This is a genomic window from Enterococcus sp. MSG3299 (assembly GCF_050555765.1).
Taxonomy (GTDB): domain Bacteria; phylum Bacillota; class Bacilli; order Lactobacillales; family Enterococcaceae; genus Enterococcus; species Enterococcus faecalis.
Genome location: NZ_CP187869.1, coordinates 1,236,879 through 1,252,374 on the forward strand (window position 1 = coordinate 1,236,879; position 15,496 = coordinate 1,252,374).

Annotated in this window: 15 protein-coding genes and 1 other annotated feature; of the genes, 12 read left to right on the plus strand and 3 right to left on the minus strand. The window is 37.9% G+C overall.

What is annotated here, in order from left to right; genetic code table 11:
• Nucleotides 1-45 precede the first annotated feature (45 nt).
• A complete protein-coding gene (gene nrdI, locus IGL23_RS06105; protein ID WP_002389303.1) occupies nt 46-489 on the minus strand; it encodes a class Ib ribonucleoside-diphosphate reductase assembly flavoprotein NrdI in 444 nt (147 codons plus the stop codon).
• Nucleotides 490-697: 208 nt separating this feature from the next.
• Nucleotides 698-745: a sequence feature (sodium ion sensor (DUF1646 type); this cis-regulatory element may regulate processes involved in with the transportation of sodium ions), on the plus strand.
• A gap of 116 nt (nt 746-861) precedes the next feature.
• Between nrdI and IGL23_RS06110 the strand changes: the two genes are divergently transcribed.
• The 10 genes from IGL23_RS06110 to IGL23_RS06155 all read left to right on the plus strand — a co-directional run bounded on the left by IGL23_RS06110 (nt 862) and on the right by IGL23_RS06155 (nt 9,865).
• Nucleotides 862-1,185, plus strand: a complete 324-nt coding sequence (locus IGL23_RS06110; RefSeq protein WP_002391201.1) for a hypothetical protein — start codon at nt 862-864, stop codon at nt 1,183-1,185.
• Entirely contained in the window at nt 1,175-3,154 is a 1,980-nt protein-coding gene (locus IGL23_RS06115) for a V-type ATP synthase subunit I (RefSeq protein WP_033595230.1), read from the plus strand. Before IGL23_RS06110 ends, IGL23_RS06115 begins: the two co-directional genes overlap by 11 nt.
• A 27-nt stretch (nt 3,155-3,181) precedes the next feature.
• A complete protein-coding gene (locus IGL23_RS06120) occupies nt 3,182-3,655 on the plus strand; it encodes a V-type ATP synthase subunit K (RefSeq protein WP_002363905.1) in 474 nt (157 codons plus the stop codon).
• 16 nt (nt 3,656-3,671) lie between these two features.
• Entirely contained in the window at nt 3,672-4,253 is a 582-nt protein-coding gene (locus IGL23_RS06125) for a V-type ATP synthase subunit E (RefSeq protein WP_002365627.1), read from the plus strand.
• A gap of 16 nt (nt 4,254-4,269) precedes the next feature.
• On the plus strand, nt 4,270-5,271 hold the full coding sequence (locus IGL23_RS06130; RefSeq protein ID WP_002363908.1) for a V-type ATPase subunit: 1,002 nt from the start codon (nt 4,270-4,272) through the stop codon (nt 5,269-5,271).
• Nucleotides 5,261-5,572 (plus strand): V-type ATP synthase subunit F, encoded by a 312-nt coding sequence (locus tag IGL23_RS06135; RefSeq protein ID WP_002357676.1) that lies wholly within the window; start codon nt 5,261-5,263, stop codon nt 5,570-5,572. Before IGL23_RS06130 ends, IGL23_RS06135 begins: the two co-directional genes overlap by 11 nt.
• A 17-nt stretch (nt 5,573-5,589) precedes the next feature.
• Nucleotides 5,590-7,371, plus strand: coding sequence for a V-type ATP synthase subunit A (locus IGL23_RS06140; RefSeq protein WP_002371187.1), 1,782 nt, complete (start codon nt 5,590-5,592; stop codon nt 7,369-7,371).
• On the plus strand, nt 7,364-8,740 hold the full coding sequence (locus IGL23_RS06145; protein ID WP_002357674.1) for a V-type ATP synthase subunit B: 1,377 nt from the start codon (nt 7,364-7,366) through the stop codon (nt 8,738-8,740). The genes IGL23_RS06140 and IGL23_RS06145 overlap by 8 nt, the downstream gene beginning before the upstream one ends.
• A gap of 4 nt (nt 8,741-8,744) precedes the next feature.
• Nucleotides 8,745-9,380, plus strand: coding sequence for a V-type ATP synthase subunit D (locus IGL23_RS06150; RefSeq protein ID WP_002357673.1), 636 nt, complete (start codon nt 8,745-8,747; stop codon nt 9,378-9,380).
• Between the two features lie 74 nt (nt 9,381-9,454).
• The gene (locus IGL23_RS06155) at nt 9,455-9,865 is read left to right on the plus strand and encodes a hypothetical protein (protein WP_002374910.1); all 411 of its coding nucleotides are present in this window, start codon (nt 9,455-9,457) and stop codon (nt 9,863-9,865) included.
• 54 nt (nt 9,866-9,919) lie between these two features.
• Here IGL23_RS06155 and IGL23_RS06160 read toward each other — a convergent pair whose 3' ends face one another.
• Nucleotides 9,920-10,801 (minus strand): serine hydrolase, encoded by an 882-nt coding sequence (locus IGL23_RS06160; RefSeq protein ID WP_002374908.1) that lies wholly within the window; start codon nt 10,799-10,801, stop codon nt 9,920-9,922.
• Nucleotides 10,802-10,955: 154 nt separating this feature from the next.
• Nucleotides 10,956-12,836 carry a fructose-bisphosphatase class III gene (locus IGL23_RS06165; protein WP_002357667.1) on the minus strand — a complete coding sequence of 627 codons (1,881 nt, stop codon included), beginning with the start codon at nt 12,834-12,836 and terminating at the stop codon, nt 10,956-10,958.
• 197 nt (nt 12,837-13,033) lie between these two features.
• On the opposite strand from IGL23_RS06165, the gene lysA reads away from it, so the two are divergent.
• Both lysA and IGL23_RS06175 read left to right on the plus strand, forming a co-directional pair.
• Complete coding sequence (lysA, locus tag IGL23_RS06170; protein ID WP_002361781.1) at nt 13,034-14,344, plus strand: diaminopimelate decarboxylase; 1,311 nt, start codon at nt 13,034-13,036, stop codon at nt 14,342-14,344.
• Between the two features lie 145 nt (nt 14,345-14,489).
• Nucleotides 14,490-15,482, plus strand: a complete 993-nt coding sequence (locus IGL23_RS06175; protein WP_033595279.1) for an alpha/beta hydrolase — start codon at nt 14,490-14,492, stop codon at nt 15,480-15,482.
• Nucleotides 15,483-15,496 lie beyond the last annotated feature (14 nt).

Genomic DNA, 15,496 nt, shown 5'->3' on the forward strand with positions numbered 1-15,496 from the left:
AAAATGTAGTCTATCATAGGTGAGCTTTTTAGTAATGAAACTTGCTTATTGATTTTCCTTTAAAATAGCATAAATTCGTTCAATATCCGCTTGGGTACCTCTTAATTCATAGTCAGCTAAGAAGGGGAAGTTAAATTGTTCCGCATACTGTTTAGCTGTCAGGCAGTATTGGTGGTTAAAGTTTTTATTGCCGCTGCCCACCACGCCAGAGCAATAACGATAATTATTTTCAAAAGCAAGATATTCTCGCATGACTTCTGTTAAAATTTCGGTATTGCCATTGTTGATGCCATCGCCACCATCTAAATAGGTAGGCACAAAGGTAAAAAATGGTTCTGTTTCTACTTCTAACGGAGAATTTTCCGAAATTTCTTTGAAAGTAATCGTAGGATTTTTTTCGTTTTGCTGATGTTGCTCTTCAGCATAAGTTGTTAAACGTTGAACAAATGAGCGCGTATTACCAGAGATTGAAATATATCGTATATTCATCAGAGATCCCTCCAAATAAATTTAATTGTTTACGTAAGTATAGCACATCTATGTGAAAAAAATTCAAGATCAATAATTATAAAGCGAAAAAAATAATGCCTTTTTATTACCTATTATAAAAGTGAAAATTTGTTATTTTAATTCATTTGGGTAAGTATTGAATTTTGCGAAAAACTTTGCTAAGATGGTAGAGTATTGAATAAAGAATGGTTGGGCGAAAGCTTCAAGGATTCAGTTCTTCAAGGGGTGAGAAGAACAATTTTTGAGTTTGCGCCTTTTTGCATACCTAAAACAAAAGGGCTGAGCGTATCTCTATTTCGCTAGTCCTTTTTCTTATATGCTAAAGGTGTAAAAACTAAGGAGGTGGAGACAATGGTACAAGAAGTACTAGAGCAAATCAAGGCAGCGGAAGATGCGGTGGAAGAGCATCGGCAACAAGCTAAGATGAATTGTCGTTTATATGAAGAACAGAAGCAAGAACGTTTAGCTAAACTACGTCAAGAGAGTGAAGAAGCTGTTGAAAAAGTGCTGACGGATTCACTAGCAACGCAAGAAAAGATGTTACAACTTGAAAAAGAACAACTTTTAGATGAAACAAAGCGCACTGAACAAGCGCTTCACGAACGTTACGAAGCGAACAAAGAACAAGTCATTGATTCAATTATTGAGAGGGTGAAAGACGTTTATGGCAGTTAGTAAAATGGAAAAAATGACAATAATTGCCGCTGCCGAAAAAGAAGCAGCAATTCTACAAGCCATTCAAGGCTTGCAAATTGTCGAAGTAAAACGGATTTTTCATTCGCCTGAAGAAGAACAAGCCTTAAAGAGTCAATATTCTTTTTTACAAGCAGAACAGTCAACTGAACAGCTACGTAAATATGAAACGATGCTACAACAATTGCAAGAGCTTCTTTTATTTTTGACACGCTCTTCAGGAAAAGGCTTAAAGATAAAAAGAAAAGTCTATACCTTAGAAGAGTTGGAACAAACCTTTGATGAAAAAACATTACAAAGCTATTTGACGGAATTAAAGAATATTCAAGAATCTTTGAAACAAATTCAAACGGATCGTCAAGGGTTAGAAGCCGAAGAAGAATTATTAGGCCGCTGGCAATATCTGGATATTTTACCGCATAAACAACAGTTAAAAAGTAGTTATGTCGTTCATGGTTCGATAAATCTAGCCAATAAAGCCAGTTTCTTGAGCGCTTTGTCTCAATGGCCAACGGTTTATTTTGAAGAAATTTATCAAAGTATGCATCATAGTTACTTTACACTCGTTTACCTGAAGGAACATCAGCAGAGTGTAACCGAGTTATTAAACCAATATAGTTTTGAACCACTCCAATACCGTTATGATGTTCCACCTAAAGAGGCATATCAACAAGTCAAAGAACGATATGAAATTTTACAAAAAGAAGAAAAAGCCTTAAAGCAACAACTGGCTTCTTATCATGATTTTTATGAAACGTTTTGTTTGGCTGAAGAAGTCTTATTGGCGGTTATCCAAAGAGAACAAGCACGTCAACATTTGTTAAATGCTTCATCATTTTTCATCTTGCAAACTTGGATTCCAGTCGAAGAAAAAGCCGAGATTTTGACAGCGATTGAAGAAAAAGTTCCTAAGGACGAAATAGCTCTTACTTTTGAAAATCCTACGAAGGCGGAAATTGAGACGGATATACCAGTTAAACTAGCGAATAATAAATTGGTGCAGCCGTTTGAAATGTTAACAGAGATGTATAGCTTACCAAAATATGAAGAAGTTGATCCGACACCTGCGATGATGCCGTTTTATCTAGTCTTTTTTGGCATGATGGTAGCAGATATTGGCTATGGCTTACTGATGCTACTCTTGTCTATTATTGCGTTGAAAGCATTTGTTCTACCGAGAGGCATGAAACGTTTTGCCGACTTTTTCTTGATTTTATCATTTCCAACAATTATTTGGGGCTTCATTTACGGTTCGTTTTTCGGTGCAGCATTACCGCCAACAATGTTTGGAATCAAATCACCATTTCCGATTTTATCAACGACCGAAGATGTAAATACGATTCTTATTTTATCGGTTATTTTTGGGTTTATCCAATTGGTTGTCGGTTTAATGATTAATGGGATTCAGTTATCAAAACAAAAGCGCTATTTAGATAGTATTAACGAAAGTTACGCTTGGTTAGGGATTTTGTTTGGTTTAGCATTGTTAGTCGTTGGTAAATTAGTGGTTAAAAATGAAGGCTTATTTACAGCAGGTGCGATTTTAGCTAGCCTTTCTGCCATTGCAATTATTGTGATTCCAATGATTCAATCGAAGGCCAAATTAAAAGGCTTAGCCAAAGGACTGTATGGACTATACGGTGTGACAGGTTATGTCGGTGATTTAGTTAGTTATACACGTTTGATGGCGTTAGGAATTGCTGGGGGAAGTATTGCTTCAGCGTTTAATATGCTCGTTGAGTTTATGCCGCCAGTTGCCCGTTTTAGCGTGGGGATCTTGCTGTTAATTGTTTTACATGCATTAAACATATTCTTATCGTTATTAGGTGCTTATGTTCATGGCGCACGTTTGCAATATGTTGAGTTCTTTGGAAAATTTTACACAGGCGGTGGCCGGGCGTTTAATCCGCTAAAAACAAAAGAAAAGTATGTCAATGTTGAGAAAAAATAGAAAATTATTTATTGGAGGAAAATAGAGATGATGGATTACTTAATTAATAATAATGGTGGAATTGTTTTTGCAGTATTAGGAATGGCGATGGCGACAATTTTTGCTGGGATTGGATCAGCCAAAGGGGTTGGCTTTACTGGGGAAGCAGCAGCAGCTTTAACGACGGAGCAGCCAGAAAAATTTGGTCAAGCGTTAATTTTACAGTTATTACCAGGTACACAAGGACTATATGGTTTTGTTATTGCTTTCTTAATTTATATTAACTTAGGAAACGATATGAGTATGGTTCAAGGATTGAACTATTTTGTAGCAGCTTTACCAATTGCTTTTGCAGGATTGTTCTCTGGGATTGCCCAAGGTCGTGTAGCCGCTGCGGGGATCCAAATTTTAGCGAAGAAACCAGAACATGCAACAAAAGGAATTATCTATGCTGCCATGGTTGAAACTTATGCCATCTTAGGGTTCGTAATTTCCTTCTTACTTGTATTGAACGTCAAATAATTGAGGAGGCAGATGGATGGATGCCATTGAAAAAATCATCAGTGAAATTAAGCAACAAGGAAAGCAAGAAGTCGAAGCCTATGTCACCAGTGAACAAACGCGCATCGATCAAGAATTCCAAGCAGCACAACAAGAAATTTTGCTGAAGCAAGAACATGAAATAGAAAAACGACAACAACAATTATTAAAAGAATTTAAACAACGCCAACAACGGCAAACACTAGAAATTCGTCAGGATGCATTAAATAAAAAACAAGCATATCTTAACCAATTATTTGACGAAGTGGTCTTAAAGATGAGTGAATGGTCAGCGGAAGAATTTCAACAATTTATGAAAGCACAATTAGGTTCACTTGAATTAACAGGAAAAGCGACCATTCTTTTAGGCGAGTATTCTCAAACGAAAGTGACGCAAGAATGGCTGACCGCTCTTTCTGATGCTACTGTTCAATGGGAGCTTTCAGAGGAAGTTGTTCCAAAAGAAAGTGGCTTTATCGTTGCAAAAGACGGTTTGGATTATAATTTTCTCTTTTCAGCATTAGTTGAAGAGATTCAAAAAACAGAAGGCTTTAAAGTAGCAGAAAAACTTTTCAGTTAAGAAGGGAGGACGTAGAATGAGAAAACCAACGTATCATCAAATTAATCCGCTGATTCGTTTAAAAGAAACGGAGCTGCTTTCTGAGCAACAGTTTCAACAACTTTTAGAAGCGGAAACAGTTGAAGACGTTAAAAATATGTTAAAAAGTACGGTTTATCAACCTTATTTAACCGAAACTTTTGAAGAAAAATTTGACTACCATTCTTCTGAAGCGCTGGGAAGTCTTTATCGCTGGTTATATGAAATGGCTCCAGAACCAGCTGTAGTAACGTTGTATACGATGCGTTTTACCTTCCATAACTTGAAAATTTTGACGAAAGCTGAGCGAACAGGTAAAGATTTTGATTATCTTTATTTAGAAGATGGTCGTTATTCTCTAAACACAGTCAAAAGTGCCATTCATACAAAAAACTCTTCCGAACTTGAGCCAGCATTATTAGAAGTGATCCGTGATGTTTTTGCCTATCTGGAAGAAGGCGGTTTGCCGCAAGCAATTGATATCCTTTATGATCGAGCATTTTTACAGCAACAGCGAAAATTAGCGGATGAATTGGGCTATGAAGAGTTAACGAAGGAAGTCATCGCTTTTATTGATTTAACCAATCTATCAACGATGGCTAGAGGGATTGTTCAACATCAAAACAGTAACTTTTTATCAACCGTGCTTTCTAGCGCTGGCAGTCTCTCAAAGAAAGAGCTGTTGACCTATGCGGAAAAGTCACTTGTAGAATTTACAGCATTTGTCAGAACAACGAATTACGGACAACTATTAGAAAAGATTATCAATAAAGAAACCAATGAATTAAATTTATTGGCTTTTGAAAAACTCAAAGATGATTACCTGACCTCAATGTATGAAAACGGTCGAACGGTTGCTTTTGGGCCGCTCCCATTACTAGCCTTTTTGAATGCGAAAGAGGTTGAATGGAAAAATCTACGTTTAATTTTGGTCGGAAAACATAGTGGGTTTTCAAATGAAAAAATTCGAGAAAGGATGCGAAAAGTCAATGGGGTATAAAATTGGTGTCATTGGAGACAAAAATTCAATCTTACCATTTAAACTGTTTGGCTTTGAGGTCCATCATGCCATTTCAGAAATGCAAGTTAGAGAAGCCATTGAAACTATGGCGAAAAATAAGTTTGGGGTCATTTTCATAACGGAAGAAGCCTCTACTTTAGCAGAAGAAACGATTGAACGATACAAAGAACAAGTGACACCAGCGATTATTTTAATCCCAAGTCATAATGGTACAATCGGAATCGGTTTAAGTGAGATTGAAAAAAATGTTGAAAAAGCAATTGGACAAAATATTTTATAATGCAAAGGAGAATGAGCGTGCAAATTGGAAAAATTGTCAAAGTTTCAGGTCCTTTGATTTTAGCTGAAAACATGTCAGATGCTAGTATCCAAGACATTTGTCATGTAGGAGATTTAGGCGTTATCGGAGAGATTATTGAAATGCGAGGCGACGTCGCTTCGATTCAAGTATATGAAGAAACAACAGGCATTGGACCAGGAGAACCAGTTATTTCAACAGGAGAACCATTATCTGTTGAATTAGCCCCAGGTTTAATTGCCGAAATGTTTGATGGTATTCAACGACCATTGGATACATTTCAAGAAGTAACCCACAGTAACTTTTTAGGCCGTGGCGTTAAAATTGATGCGTTAGATCGTGAGAAAAAATGGACGTTTGAACCAACTGTGGCAGTTGGTGAAGAAGTGTCGGCAGGTGACATCGTCGGTGTGGTTCAAGAAACACCGATTATTCAACATAAAATTATGGTGCCTTTCGGCGTTTCAGGAACGATTGCCGAAATTAAAGCAGGTGACTTTGCCATTGATGAAACAGTTTACTCAGTGGAAACGGCTAAAGGAACGGAAAGTTTTAGCATGATGCAAAAATGGCCCGTTCGGCGGGGACGTCCCATTTTAGAAAAACTAAGTCCCAAAGTACCGATGGTGACCGGACAACGCGTAATTGATACCTTTTTCCCAATTACGAAAGGCGGAGCGGCAGCAGTTCCAGGACCATTTGGCGCAGGAAAAACAGTCGTTCAGCACCAAATTGCCAAGTGGGCCGATGTCGACTTAGTCGTTTACGTTGGTTGTGGGGAACGCGGGAATGAAATGACAGATGTTTTAAATGAATTTCCAGAATTAATTGATCCAACAACTGGTGAGTCTTTGATGAATCGGACGATTTTAATTGCGAATACGTCAAATATGCCGGTAGCGGCACGGGAAGCCTCGATTTATACAGGGATTACCATTGCAGAATATTTCCGTGATATGGGTTACTCAGTCGCAATTATGGCGGATTCTACTTCTCGTTGGGCAGAAGCGTTACGAGAAATGAGTGGCCGGTTAGAAGAAATGCCTGGTGATGAAGGCTATCCAGCCTATTTAGGTAGTCGCTTAGCTGAATATTATGAACGAGCAGGACAAGTCATCGCGTTAGGAAAAGATCATCGTGAAGGAAGCATTACGGCGATTAGTGCGGTTTCGCCATCTGGTGGGGACATATCAGAACCTGTCACACAAAATACGTTACGCGTTGTTAAAGTATTCTGGGGCTTAGATTCTCAATTAGCACAAAAACGTCATTTTCCTTCTATTAACTGGTTGCAAAGTTATTCTCTTTACTCCACAGAAGTAGGGCAATATTTAGACTTGGAATTGCAAGGAAACTGGGCCGCTATGGTAGCTGAAGGGATGCGGATTTTACAAGAGGAATCTCAACTGGAAGAAATTGTTCGTTTGGTTGGGATTGATTCCTTGTCGGATAAAGACCGTTTAACGTTGGAAACAGCCAAATCATTACGGGAAGACTATTTGCAACAAAATGCTTTTGATGACGTGGATACGTTCACTTCTCGAACCAAACAAGCGAAAATGTTGCAATTGATTCTAACTTTTGGTGAAGAAGGTCAAAAAGCCTTAAGTTTAGGCACTTATTTCTCTGAGTTAATGGCGGGAACAGTTGAAATCCGTGATCGCATTGCTCGTAGCAAGTATTTACCAGAAGAAGAATTAGAAAAATTGGATCGTTTACAAGCAGAAATTAAAACAACGATAAAAGAAATCATTGCTGAAGGAGGAATGACGAATGATTAAAGAATATCGCACAATCAATGAAGTCGTTGGTCCTCTGATGATTGTTGAAAAAGTGGCAGGCGTAAAGTACGAAGAATTAATTGAAGTACGCATGCAAAATGGCGAAATTCGCCAAGGGCAAGTTTTAGAAATCAATGGAGATAAAGCGATGGTCCAAATTTTTGAAGGAACGAGTAACATCAATATTCGTGATTCAAAAGTTCGCTTTCTGGGACATCCTTTAGAATTAGGGGTTTCGCCAGATATGATGGGGCGCGTTTTTGACGGCTTAGGTCGCTTAAAAGATAATGGACCAGAATTATTACCTGAGAAAAAATTAGATATTAACGGCGAAGTTATCAATCCAGTTGCTCGTGATTATCCCGATGAGTTCATCCAAACAGGAATTTCAGCGATTGACCATTTAAATACCTTAGTTCGTGGTCAAAAATTACCTGTTTTTTCAGCATCTGGCTTACCTCATAAAGAATTAGCGGCACAAATTGCCAGACAAGCCAACGTGTTAAATAGTGAAGAAGAATTTGCCGTAGTTTTTGCGGCCATTGGGATTACCTTTGAAGAAGCGGAATATTTTATGGAAGATTTCCGTCAAACAGGCGCAATTGATCGTTCAGTCTTGTTTATGAACTTAGCGAATGATCCAGCCATTGAACGGATTGCAACACCTAGAATGGCTTTGACAGCCGCTGAATATTTAGCTTATGAAAAGGGCATGCATGTCTTAGTTATCATGACGGATATGACCAATTATTGCGAAGCGTTGCGAGAAATTTCAGCAGCACGCCGTGAAGTTCCAGGACGTCGTGGTTACCCAGGTTATCTTTACACGAACTTAGCAACGTTGTATGAACGGGCAGGCCGAATTCGTGGCTCAAAAGGTTCCGTAACACAGATTCCTATTTTAACAATGCCAGAGGAGGATAAAACACATCCAATTCCCGATTTAACTGGTTATATTACGGAAGGGCAAATTATCTTGTCTCGGGAACTATATAAGAGCGGTATCCAACCACCAATTGATGTATTGCCATCACTTTCCCGTCTTAAAGACAAAGGAACTGGCGAAGGCAAAACGCGCGGGGATCACGCAGCGACGATGAATCAATTGTTCTCAGCCTATGCACAAGGGAAACAAGCCAAAGAATTAGCTGTCATTTTAGGAGAATCAGCTCTTTCCGATGTCGATAAAATTTACGCAGCTTTTGCCCAACGTTTTGAAGAAGAATATGTCAATCAAGGATTCGATACAAACCGTTCGATTGAAGAAACGTTAGATCTTGGGTGGGAACTATTAAGTATGCTACCGAGAACAGAACTAAAACGAATTAAAGAGGATATGCTCGATCAATATTTAACTGAAGGGAAGTAGAAAAATGGCTCGATTAAATGTTAATCCAACCCGTATGGAACTTTCCCGATTGAAAAAACAGTTAACTACGGCCACGAGAGGTCATAAGTTGCTGAAAGACAAACAAGATGAATTGATGCGACGGTTTATTGCGCTAGTCAAAGAAAACAATGAGTTACGTATTCAGGTTGAACAAGAAGTGACGGATGCGTTATCAAATTTTGTATTGGCAAACGCAACGTTGAACGAAGCCTTTATTGAAGAGTTAGTGGCAATTCCAGCTGAAAAAGTTGAATTAGAAATTATTGAACAGAACATCTTAAGTGTGCCAGTTCCTAAAATGATTTTTGATTACGATGAATCGGTTCAAGAAGCACCCTTAGATTATGGCTACGTGAATTCAAACAGCGAGCTTGATCAAGCTTTTGCTAAAATTTCAAGCATTTTACCGAAATTATTAGCACTTGCAAATGTTGAAAAGACGTGCCAATTATTATCAAAAGAAATTGAAAAAACGCGTCGTCGTGTCAACGCCTTAGAGTATATGACGATTCCACAATTAGAAGAAACAATTTACTACATTCAAATGAAATTAGAAGAAAATGAACGTGGCGAAATTACACGTCTAATTAAAATTAAAAGCATGAACAAAGAAAATTAATGGTTAGAAAGAACGAGTGCGAAGCCAGTTGGTAGCTTTCGGGCTCGTTTTTAATAAAAAAGGGAGTGGAAAAAATGAAAAATGAAGAACGCCGCAAAGCGATTGCACTGAATTGTCAAAAGTATGAAAGTGACTATGCTCGCTTGGTGGAACCAATCAATGAGCTACTGTTAAACTTGGGAGCGGCTATTTCAGAAGAAGCCGCGAAGCAAATCATTCTGAATGTAAAACGATATCATCACGGCGTGAAATATCTTCCTGAGTGTCATTTAGATGAAAGTAACCAATTTATCGAAGATGGGCTTGAAGCTCTTAAAAAGGGAGATTTAGGCAACGGTGCGTTACAACTATTTGGGGCTGGCTTAAACTTTGCTAGTTTTGCAGCAAAAGCACAAGGAACCAAAAAAATTGATGCCCACCAAATGTTGGCAGAACGTTTTACGAAGTTGTTGTCTGTACAAACGGATAATAATAACAAACAATAAAAATACCCTTGGTTTATTAAGTCGTCTTAATAAACCAAGGGTATTTTTTAACTGTTATTGATTAGGATATTCAGACACCTGTAATTGCCATAACTTATCTGTCACTGAAGCAATAAACGCAGCACTCTTAGCATTATCAGGTCCTTTCGTAAAAATTGCTAAAGCAAAGGGGTGAGGTGTTTCTAAAATCCCCATATCATGAATAAATTCATCATAGGAACCAATTTTATGAGCAACTTTTCCTTGAGTTGTGGGAGTTTCCATTCTTTCATGGAAAACACTTTGTTTCATAGAATCATAAATCGCTTGGTAATCTGGTTTTGTTGCTTTTTCAGTATATAATTTTTGTAGAATAACAAGCGCATCTTCAGAAGAAAATTGTGGCTCTTCAATCGAAGGTGTCTTGTGCAAATAACGCTGATACATTTCTCGTTTTGCTTTTGCATCACCACCCAATGTGTCATAGAGCATATTTTTAGCGATATTATCAGAATAGGTGATGGCATATTCTTGTAACGTTTTTAATGGATATTCTGGTTGGATATTATAGGCAATGATCCCAGTTCCTTCTTCATAATCTTCTTCGGCGTTATAGGGAATCAGGTCTGTCCATTTTTTTTGACCAGAAGCAACCGTGTCGGCGACTAGCATCGTCAGTGGCACTTTAATAGTACTAGCTGTATAAAATTCATGTTGGCCATTCACGGAACGCTGTTCGCCAGTTTCTAAATCCAAATAACTAATCCCGACCGTTCCTTCAAATTCTTTGACAGAAGCGACGAGCAGGTCATTTATTTTATCAAAAAATACTGTATTTGCTGAATTATTTTCTTCCTTGTCTTTCGTATGCTTCTCATGTTTGGCGGAATCAATTGTAACTTTTTGTTCAGATTCTTTGGCATAATCTTCGCCACGACTTGAGAAGAAGAAGCCCACAATTAGGAAAAAGCAAAGAAAGAAAATGGTGCCGTATAGTGAGAGTTGCTGTTTCTTCAATGTAAAACCCTTTCCGTTTCTCTAATAGATATTTTTCTCAACTCCTCCATTTAATCATTTTTCGGATAAGAGCGCAAGCGTCTTTTTAACGGCACTACTGGTTTTGTTTCATTTGTTTTTGGAGTGCTTGCGATTGCTTTAATAGCTCTTTGCCGATAGTGGTATCTTTCACCAATAGCCGCTGTAAGGGACGATCGATGACTTGTTTGATGGAATGAATGTCTTGATTATTTAAAATGGCTGTTTCTTTACTAGAAAAAGATTTATGCGCGGTCAGTTGTAAACCAAACGAGTTGTACAACAATGTATAACCAGCAATTCCAGTAATTGTCTGATAAGATTTTGAAAAGCCGCCGTCAATTACGAGAAGCGCGCCATTTGCTTTGATTGGCGATTCGCCTTTTGTTCGTTTAACTGGTGTATGGCCATTAATGATATGTCGATTTTCACCAGTCACTTCAAATTCATCTAGGATTCTTTCACAAACTTCAACCGTATCACGCAAAGAGTAGTAAGGATTCTTTTCTTCATGATGTGTTTCTTTTTCAGCGAGAAAATAACGCTCAAAGGTTTTCATAGCTCGTTTGCCAAATAATGAGGAACCTTCGCCACACCAAAGATACCATAAACAATCTGTCGCATAGTCATCTGTACTAGCAGGCTGAGCGTATGCTTCTTCTAACATTTTCTGAAAGAAGTCAACTAAAGCTTTTCCTGAATAGGAGTGGCCTTTAAATGTGTAAGCTTGAAAAGTACCGTCCGCATTCAGAGGCAGACAGCCATGAATCAATAAATTTTGATTATACACAAGGTAAAGAGAAGCTTTTTCCATTAGAAAGCGCATGTGTTTTGTTAACCGCGGTGAAGACTGAAATTGCGTTAATAAATCATCAATTATCTGTTTTTCCTCACGTGTTAATTGGTAAGGCTGCTCTTCAGAAACGGTTTGGAAACAGCTGTTAATTAATGTATAACGACATTCGTCAAAAGTAATAGTTTCCCCTTGAATCTTATCTAAGCGTAGCCGATGTGCCAAGTTAAAATCAGGGCGTCGACCAATAATTTGGCCTTCTAGTTTTTCTTGAATAATGGCAATGGCTTGTTGCACACGCATCGCTATTTGTTTTTCAGCTTCAGTTAACGCACGATAGGGATTTTTCTTGGGTGCAAAAGCAGGATTTTCTTTATACGTTTCTAAACTAAATTTTTTTAAGGCGGTTAAATCGATAGCATAACGTTCTTCTAACAAATCTAAATTTCCATAGCGAGCACAAATACGTACTACATTGGCTAAACAAGCCAGTGAACCACTATAAGCAGCCAGCCAAATCATATCGTGATTGCCTAGTTGAATATCCAAGGAGTGATAGGACATTAATCGGTCCATAATTTTATCTGGTGCTGGCCCCCGGTCATAGATATCCCCAATAACATGTAGGTGATCGATAATCAGACGTTGGATTAGATAAGCTAATTCTGTCACGAAACGTTTGGCTTCACCTAGTAAAATAATTTTTTCAATAATTTGTTGATAGTAACCGTTTTTGGTTGTTGTTTCATCATATTGATAAATCAATTCTTCGAGAATATACCCATAGGTTTCAGGAAGGGCTTTGCGAACTTTAGAACGTGTGTACTTCATCGAAGAAGAACGGACGATTTCAACCAGACGGCGAATCGTTAATAGCCACCATTCATAAGAGAGGGCGCTTTCATTTTCTAAAAGTGTTAATTTTTCTTCTGGATAGTAGATAATAAAACAAAGCTCGTCCATCTGATGGGCATTTAATTCTTGTTTAAATAAAAATTGAACTTTTTCTCGGATTCGCCCAGAACCATTTCTTAAAATATGGTCAAAAGCTTCAAATTCACCATGTAAATCACTGACAAAATGTTCTGTTCCTTTCGGTAAATTCAAAATTGCTTCCAAATTAATAATTTCTTCAATTTGTTGATCGCGGTTCAGTGTAGCCAAGTCATCTGCCTTCTTTCTTTTTCGTATATACCAATTTTTATTTAAAAGATTAAAGTCTTGATAATAAAGGTTTTTTATTCGTATGCCAATTATTGTAGGCTATTTGGCGAAAAAAAGCAACAGGAGAAAGTCAGAGAAAAATGTGGAAAATTATAGGAAGCTACTGGGTTTTATGCTATGATTTTTAATAAAACAAAATGAAGGGGCGGGAAAACATGTTATTTGGTACAGCAAAAATGAATCGGGAAAATCATTTAGAAATCGGTGGTTGTGACACCGTAAAGTTGGCGCAAAAATTCGGGACGCCGTTATTTGTCTATGATGTCGCTCATATTCGCGCACAAGCACGTGGTTTTAAACAAACGTTAAATCAATTAGGTATCAAAAATAAAGTGGTTTATGCAAGTAAAGCATTTAGTTGTTTAGCTATTTATCAAGTGTTAAAGGAAGAAGATATTGCTTGTGATGTTGTCTCTGGTGGAGAACTATTCACAGCTTTAAAAGGGGGCATGGAGCCAGCGGAAATTGAGTTCCATGGAAATAATAAAACCCCTGAAGAATTACGTTATGCTTTGGATAACAAAATAGGTACAATTGTCATTGATAATTTTTACGAAATTGACTTGTTGGAAGAATTATTAACTACACGAAACCAAACACAAAAAGTTCTTTTTCGGGTGAGTCCTGGTGTGGATGCAGAAACACATGATTACATTTTGACAGGCCAAGAAGATTCAAAATTTGGTTTTGATGTTGCAAGTGGCCAGGCAACAGAAGCGCTCGTTCGCCTTTTATCAAATCCCTCTTTTGATGTGCAAGGGGTCCATTGCCATATTGGCTCGCAAATTTTTGCTGTGGAAGGCTTTTTAGCTGCTGTTGAAAAAATGTTCACTATTTTAGAAGACTGGCGGCAAGTCCATCAATTTACAGCACGTGTTTTAAATATGGGTGGTGGTTTTGGTGTGCAGTACACGCAGCAAGATGAGCCATTAGCACCAGCAACATTTGTTGAAAAAATTGTTTATTCCTTGAAAGGTCATTGTGAACAATTAGGGTATCCACTGCCTGAGCTTTGGATTGAACCAGGCCGCAGTTTAATTGCCGAAGCGGGCACAACGATATATACAGTTGGCGCGCAAAAAGAGGTTCCTGGTGTTCGTCATTTTGTTTCCGTAGATGGTGGCATGGGTGATAATATACGGCCTGCTTTGTATCAAGCGGTTTATGATGGATTTCTAGCGAATCGTGATGGGCATGATTCAGTCAAGAAAGTCACAGTGGTTGGTAAATATTGCGAATCAGGAGATGTCTTACTTCGAGATATTTTATTGCCAGAAGTTAAAGCAGGGGATTTATTGGCCATTAGTAGTACGGGGGCTTACGGTTATTCAATGGCAAGTAATTACAACCGAAATCCTCGACCAGCGGTGGTTTTTGTCGAAGATGGACAAGCAAAATTAGTTGCTCGCCGTGAGACATATGAAGATATGACAACGTTGGATTGTTGATAGATTAAAAGTAGCCGCCTCTTTTTGAGACGGCTGCTTTTTTTCAAAAAATAACAAAATGTAAGGGTGATTTCTTTCAGAAATGAAAAATCCATAGTATATTAAATGAAGAAGGAAATACTTTAGAAGAGGGTGTGATTTGCAGATGAAATGGCTCCTCGGGTTACTGATCATTTTTGCAATGATTGGCGTTGTTTTTTCTGTTTACATTGCCAATTATTTTTTGAAAATCGCGTTGCTTAAAGACAACCCTTGGTATCATAAAAAAGGGCATCGGTTATTAAATCCTGATAATTTTCAAGAACGAGAAACAAGATATACAAAAATAGAAGAACAACAAAAACAAGAAGGCGAAGCTTTTTGGACAGAGTCTTTTGCTGAAGATCGTTGGTTGAAAATTAAAGATGAAATATTGTATGCACGGTGCTTTATTCCTTATCCAGATAACCATCGTTGGGCGATTTGTGTGCATGGTTATCGTTCAAACGGAAAACGCGATATGGCATATACTGCATTACGTTTTGCAGAAGAAGGCTACAATGTTTTAGTTCCCGATTTGCGTGCGCACGGGAAAAGTTCAGGGAATAAAATTGGGATGGGATGGCTGGATCGGTTAGATTTATTAAGTTGGATTAGTGAAGTTCTTGCCATTGATATGGAAGCAGAAATTATTTTAGTGGGCGGTTCCATGGGAGCGGCTACTGTCATGATGGCAAGTGGTGAAAAGTTACCAACGAATGTCCGCGGATTAATAGTGGATTGTGGCTACACTTCTGTTTATGATGAATTTAAATACGTCCTACATGAATCTTTTCATTTACCCGCTTTTCCTATTTTAACAATTGCTAATCAATTAGCATTAAATAACTATGGCTTTCAATTGAAAACCGCTTCTTCCGTGAGACAATTACACAAAAATACGTTGCCGACATTTTTTATTCACGGTACAGGTGATCGCTTTGTTCCAATGACAATGTTTGAAGAAAATTTAGCGGCAACTCAGGGGATAAAAAAAGGTCTCATTGTTGCTAAAGCACCACATTTATCTTCAAGTGTCTACGAACCTGAAAATTATTACAGTAGTATTTTTGAATTTTTGGAAGAAAACTGTCCTGCGGTAAAAGCAACATCCGACTAAAAAAGACATGGATT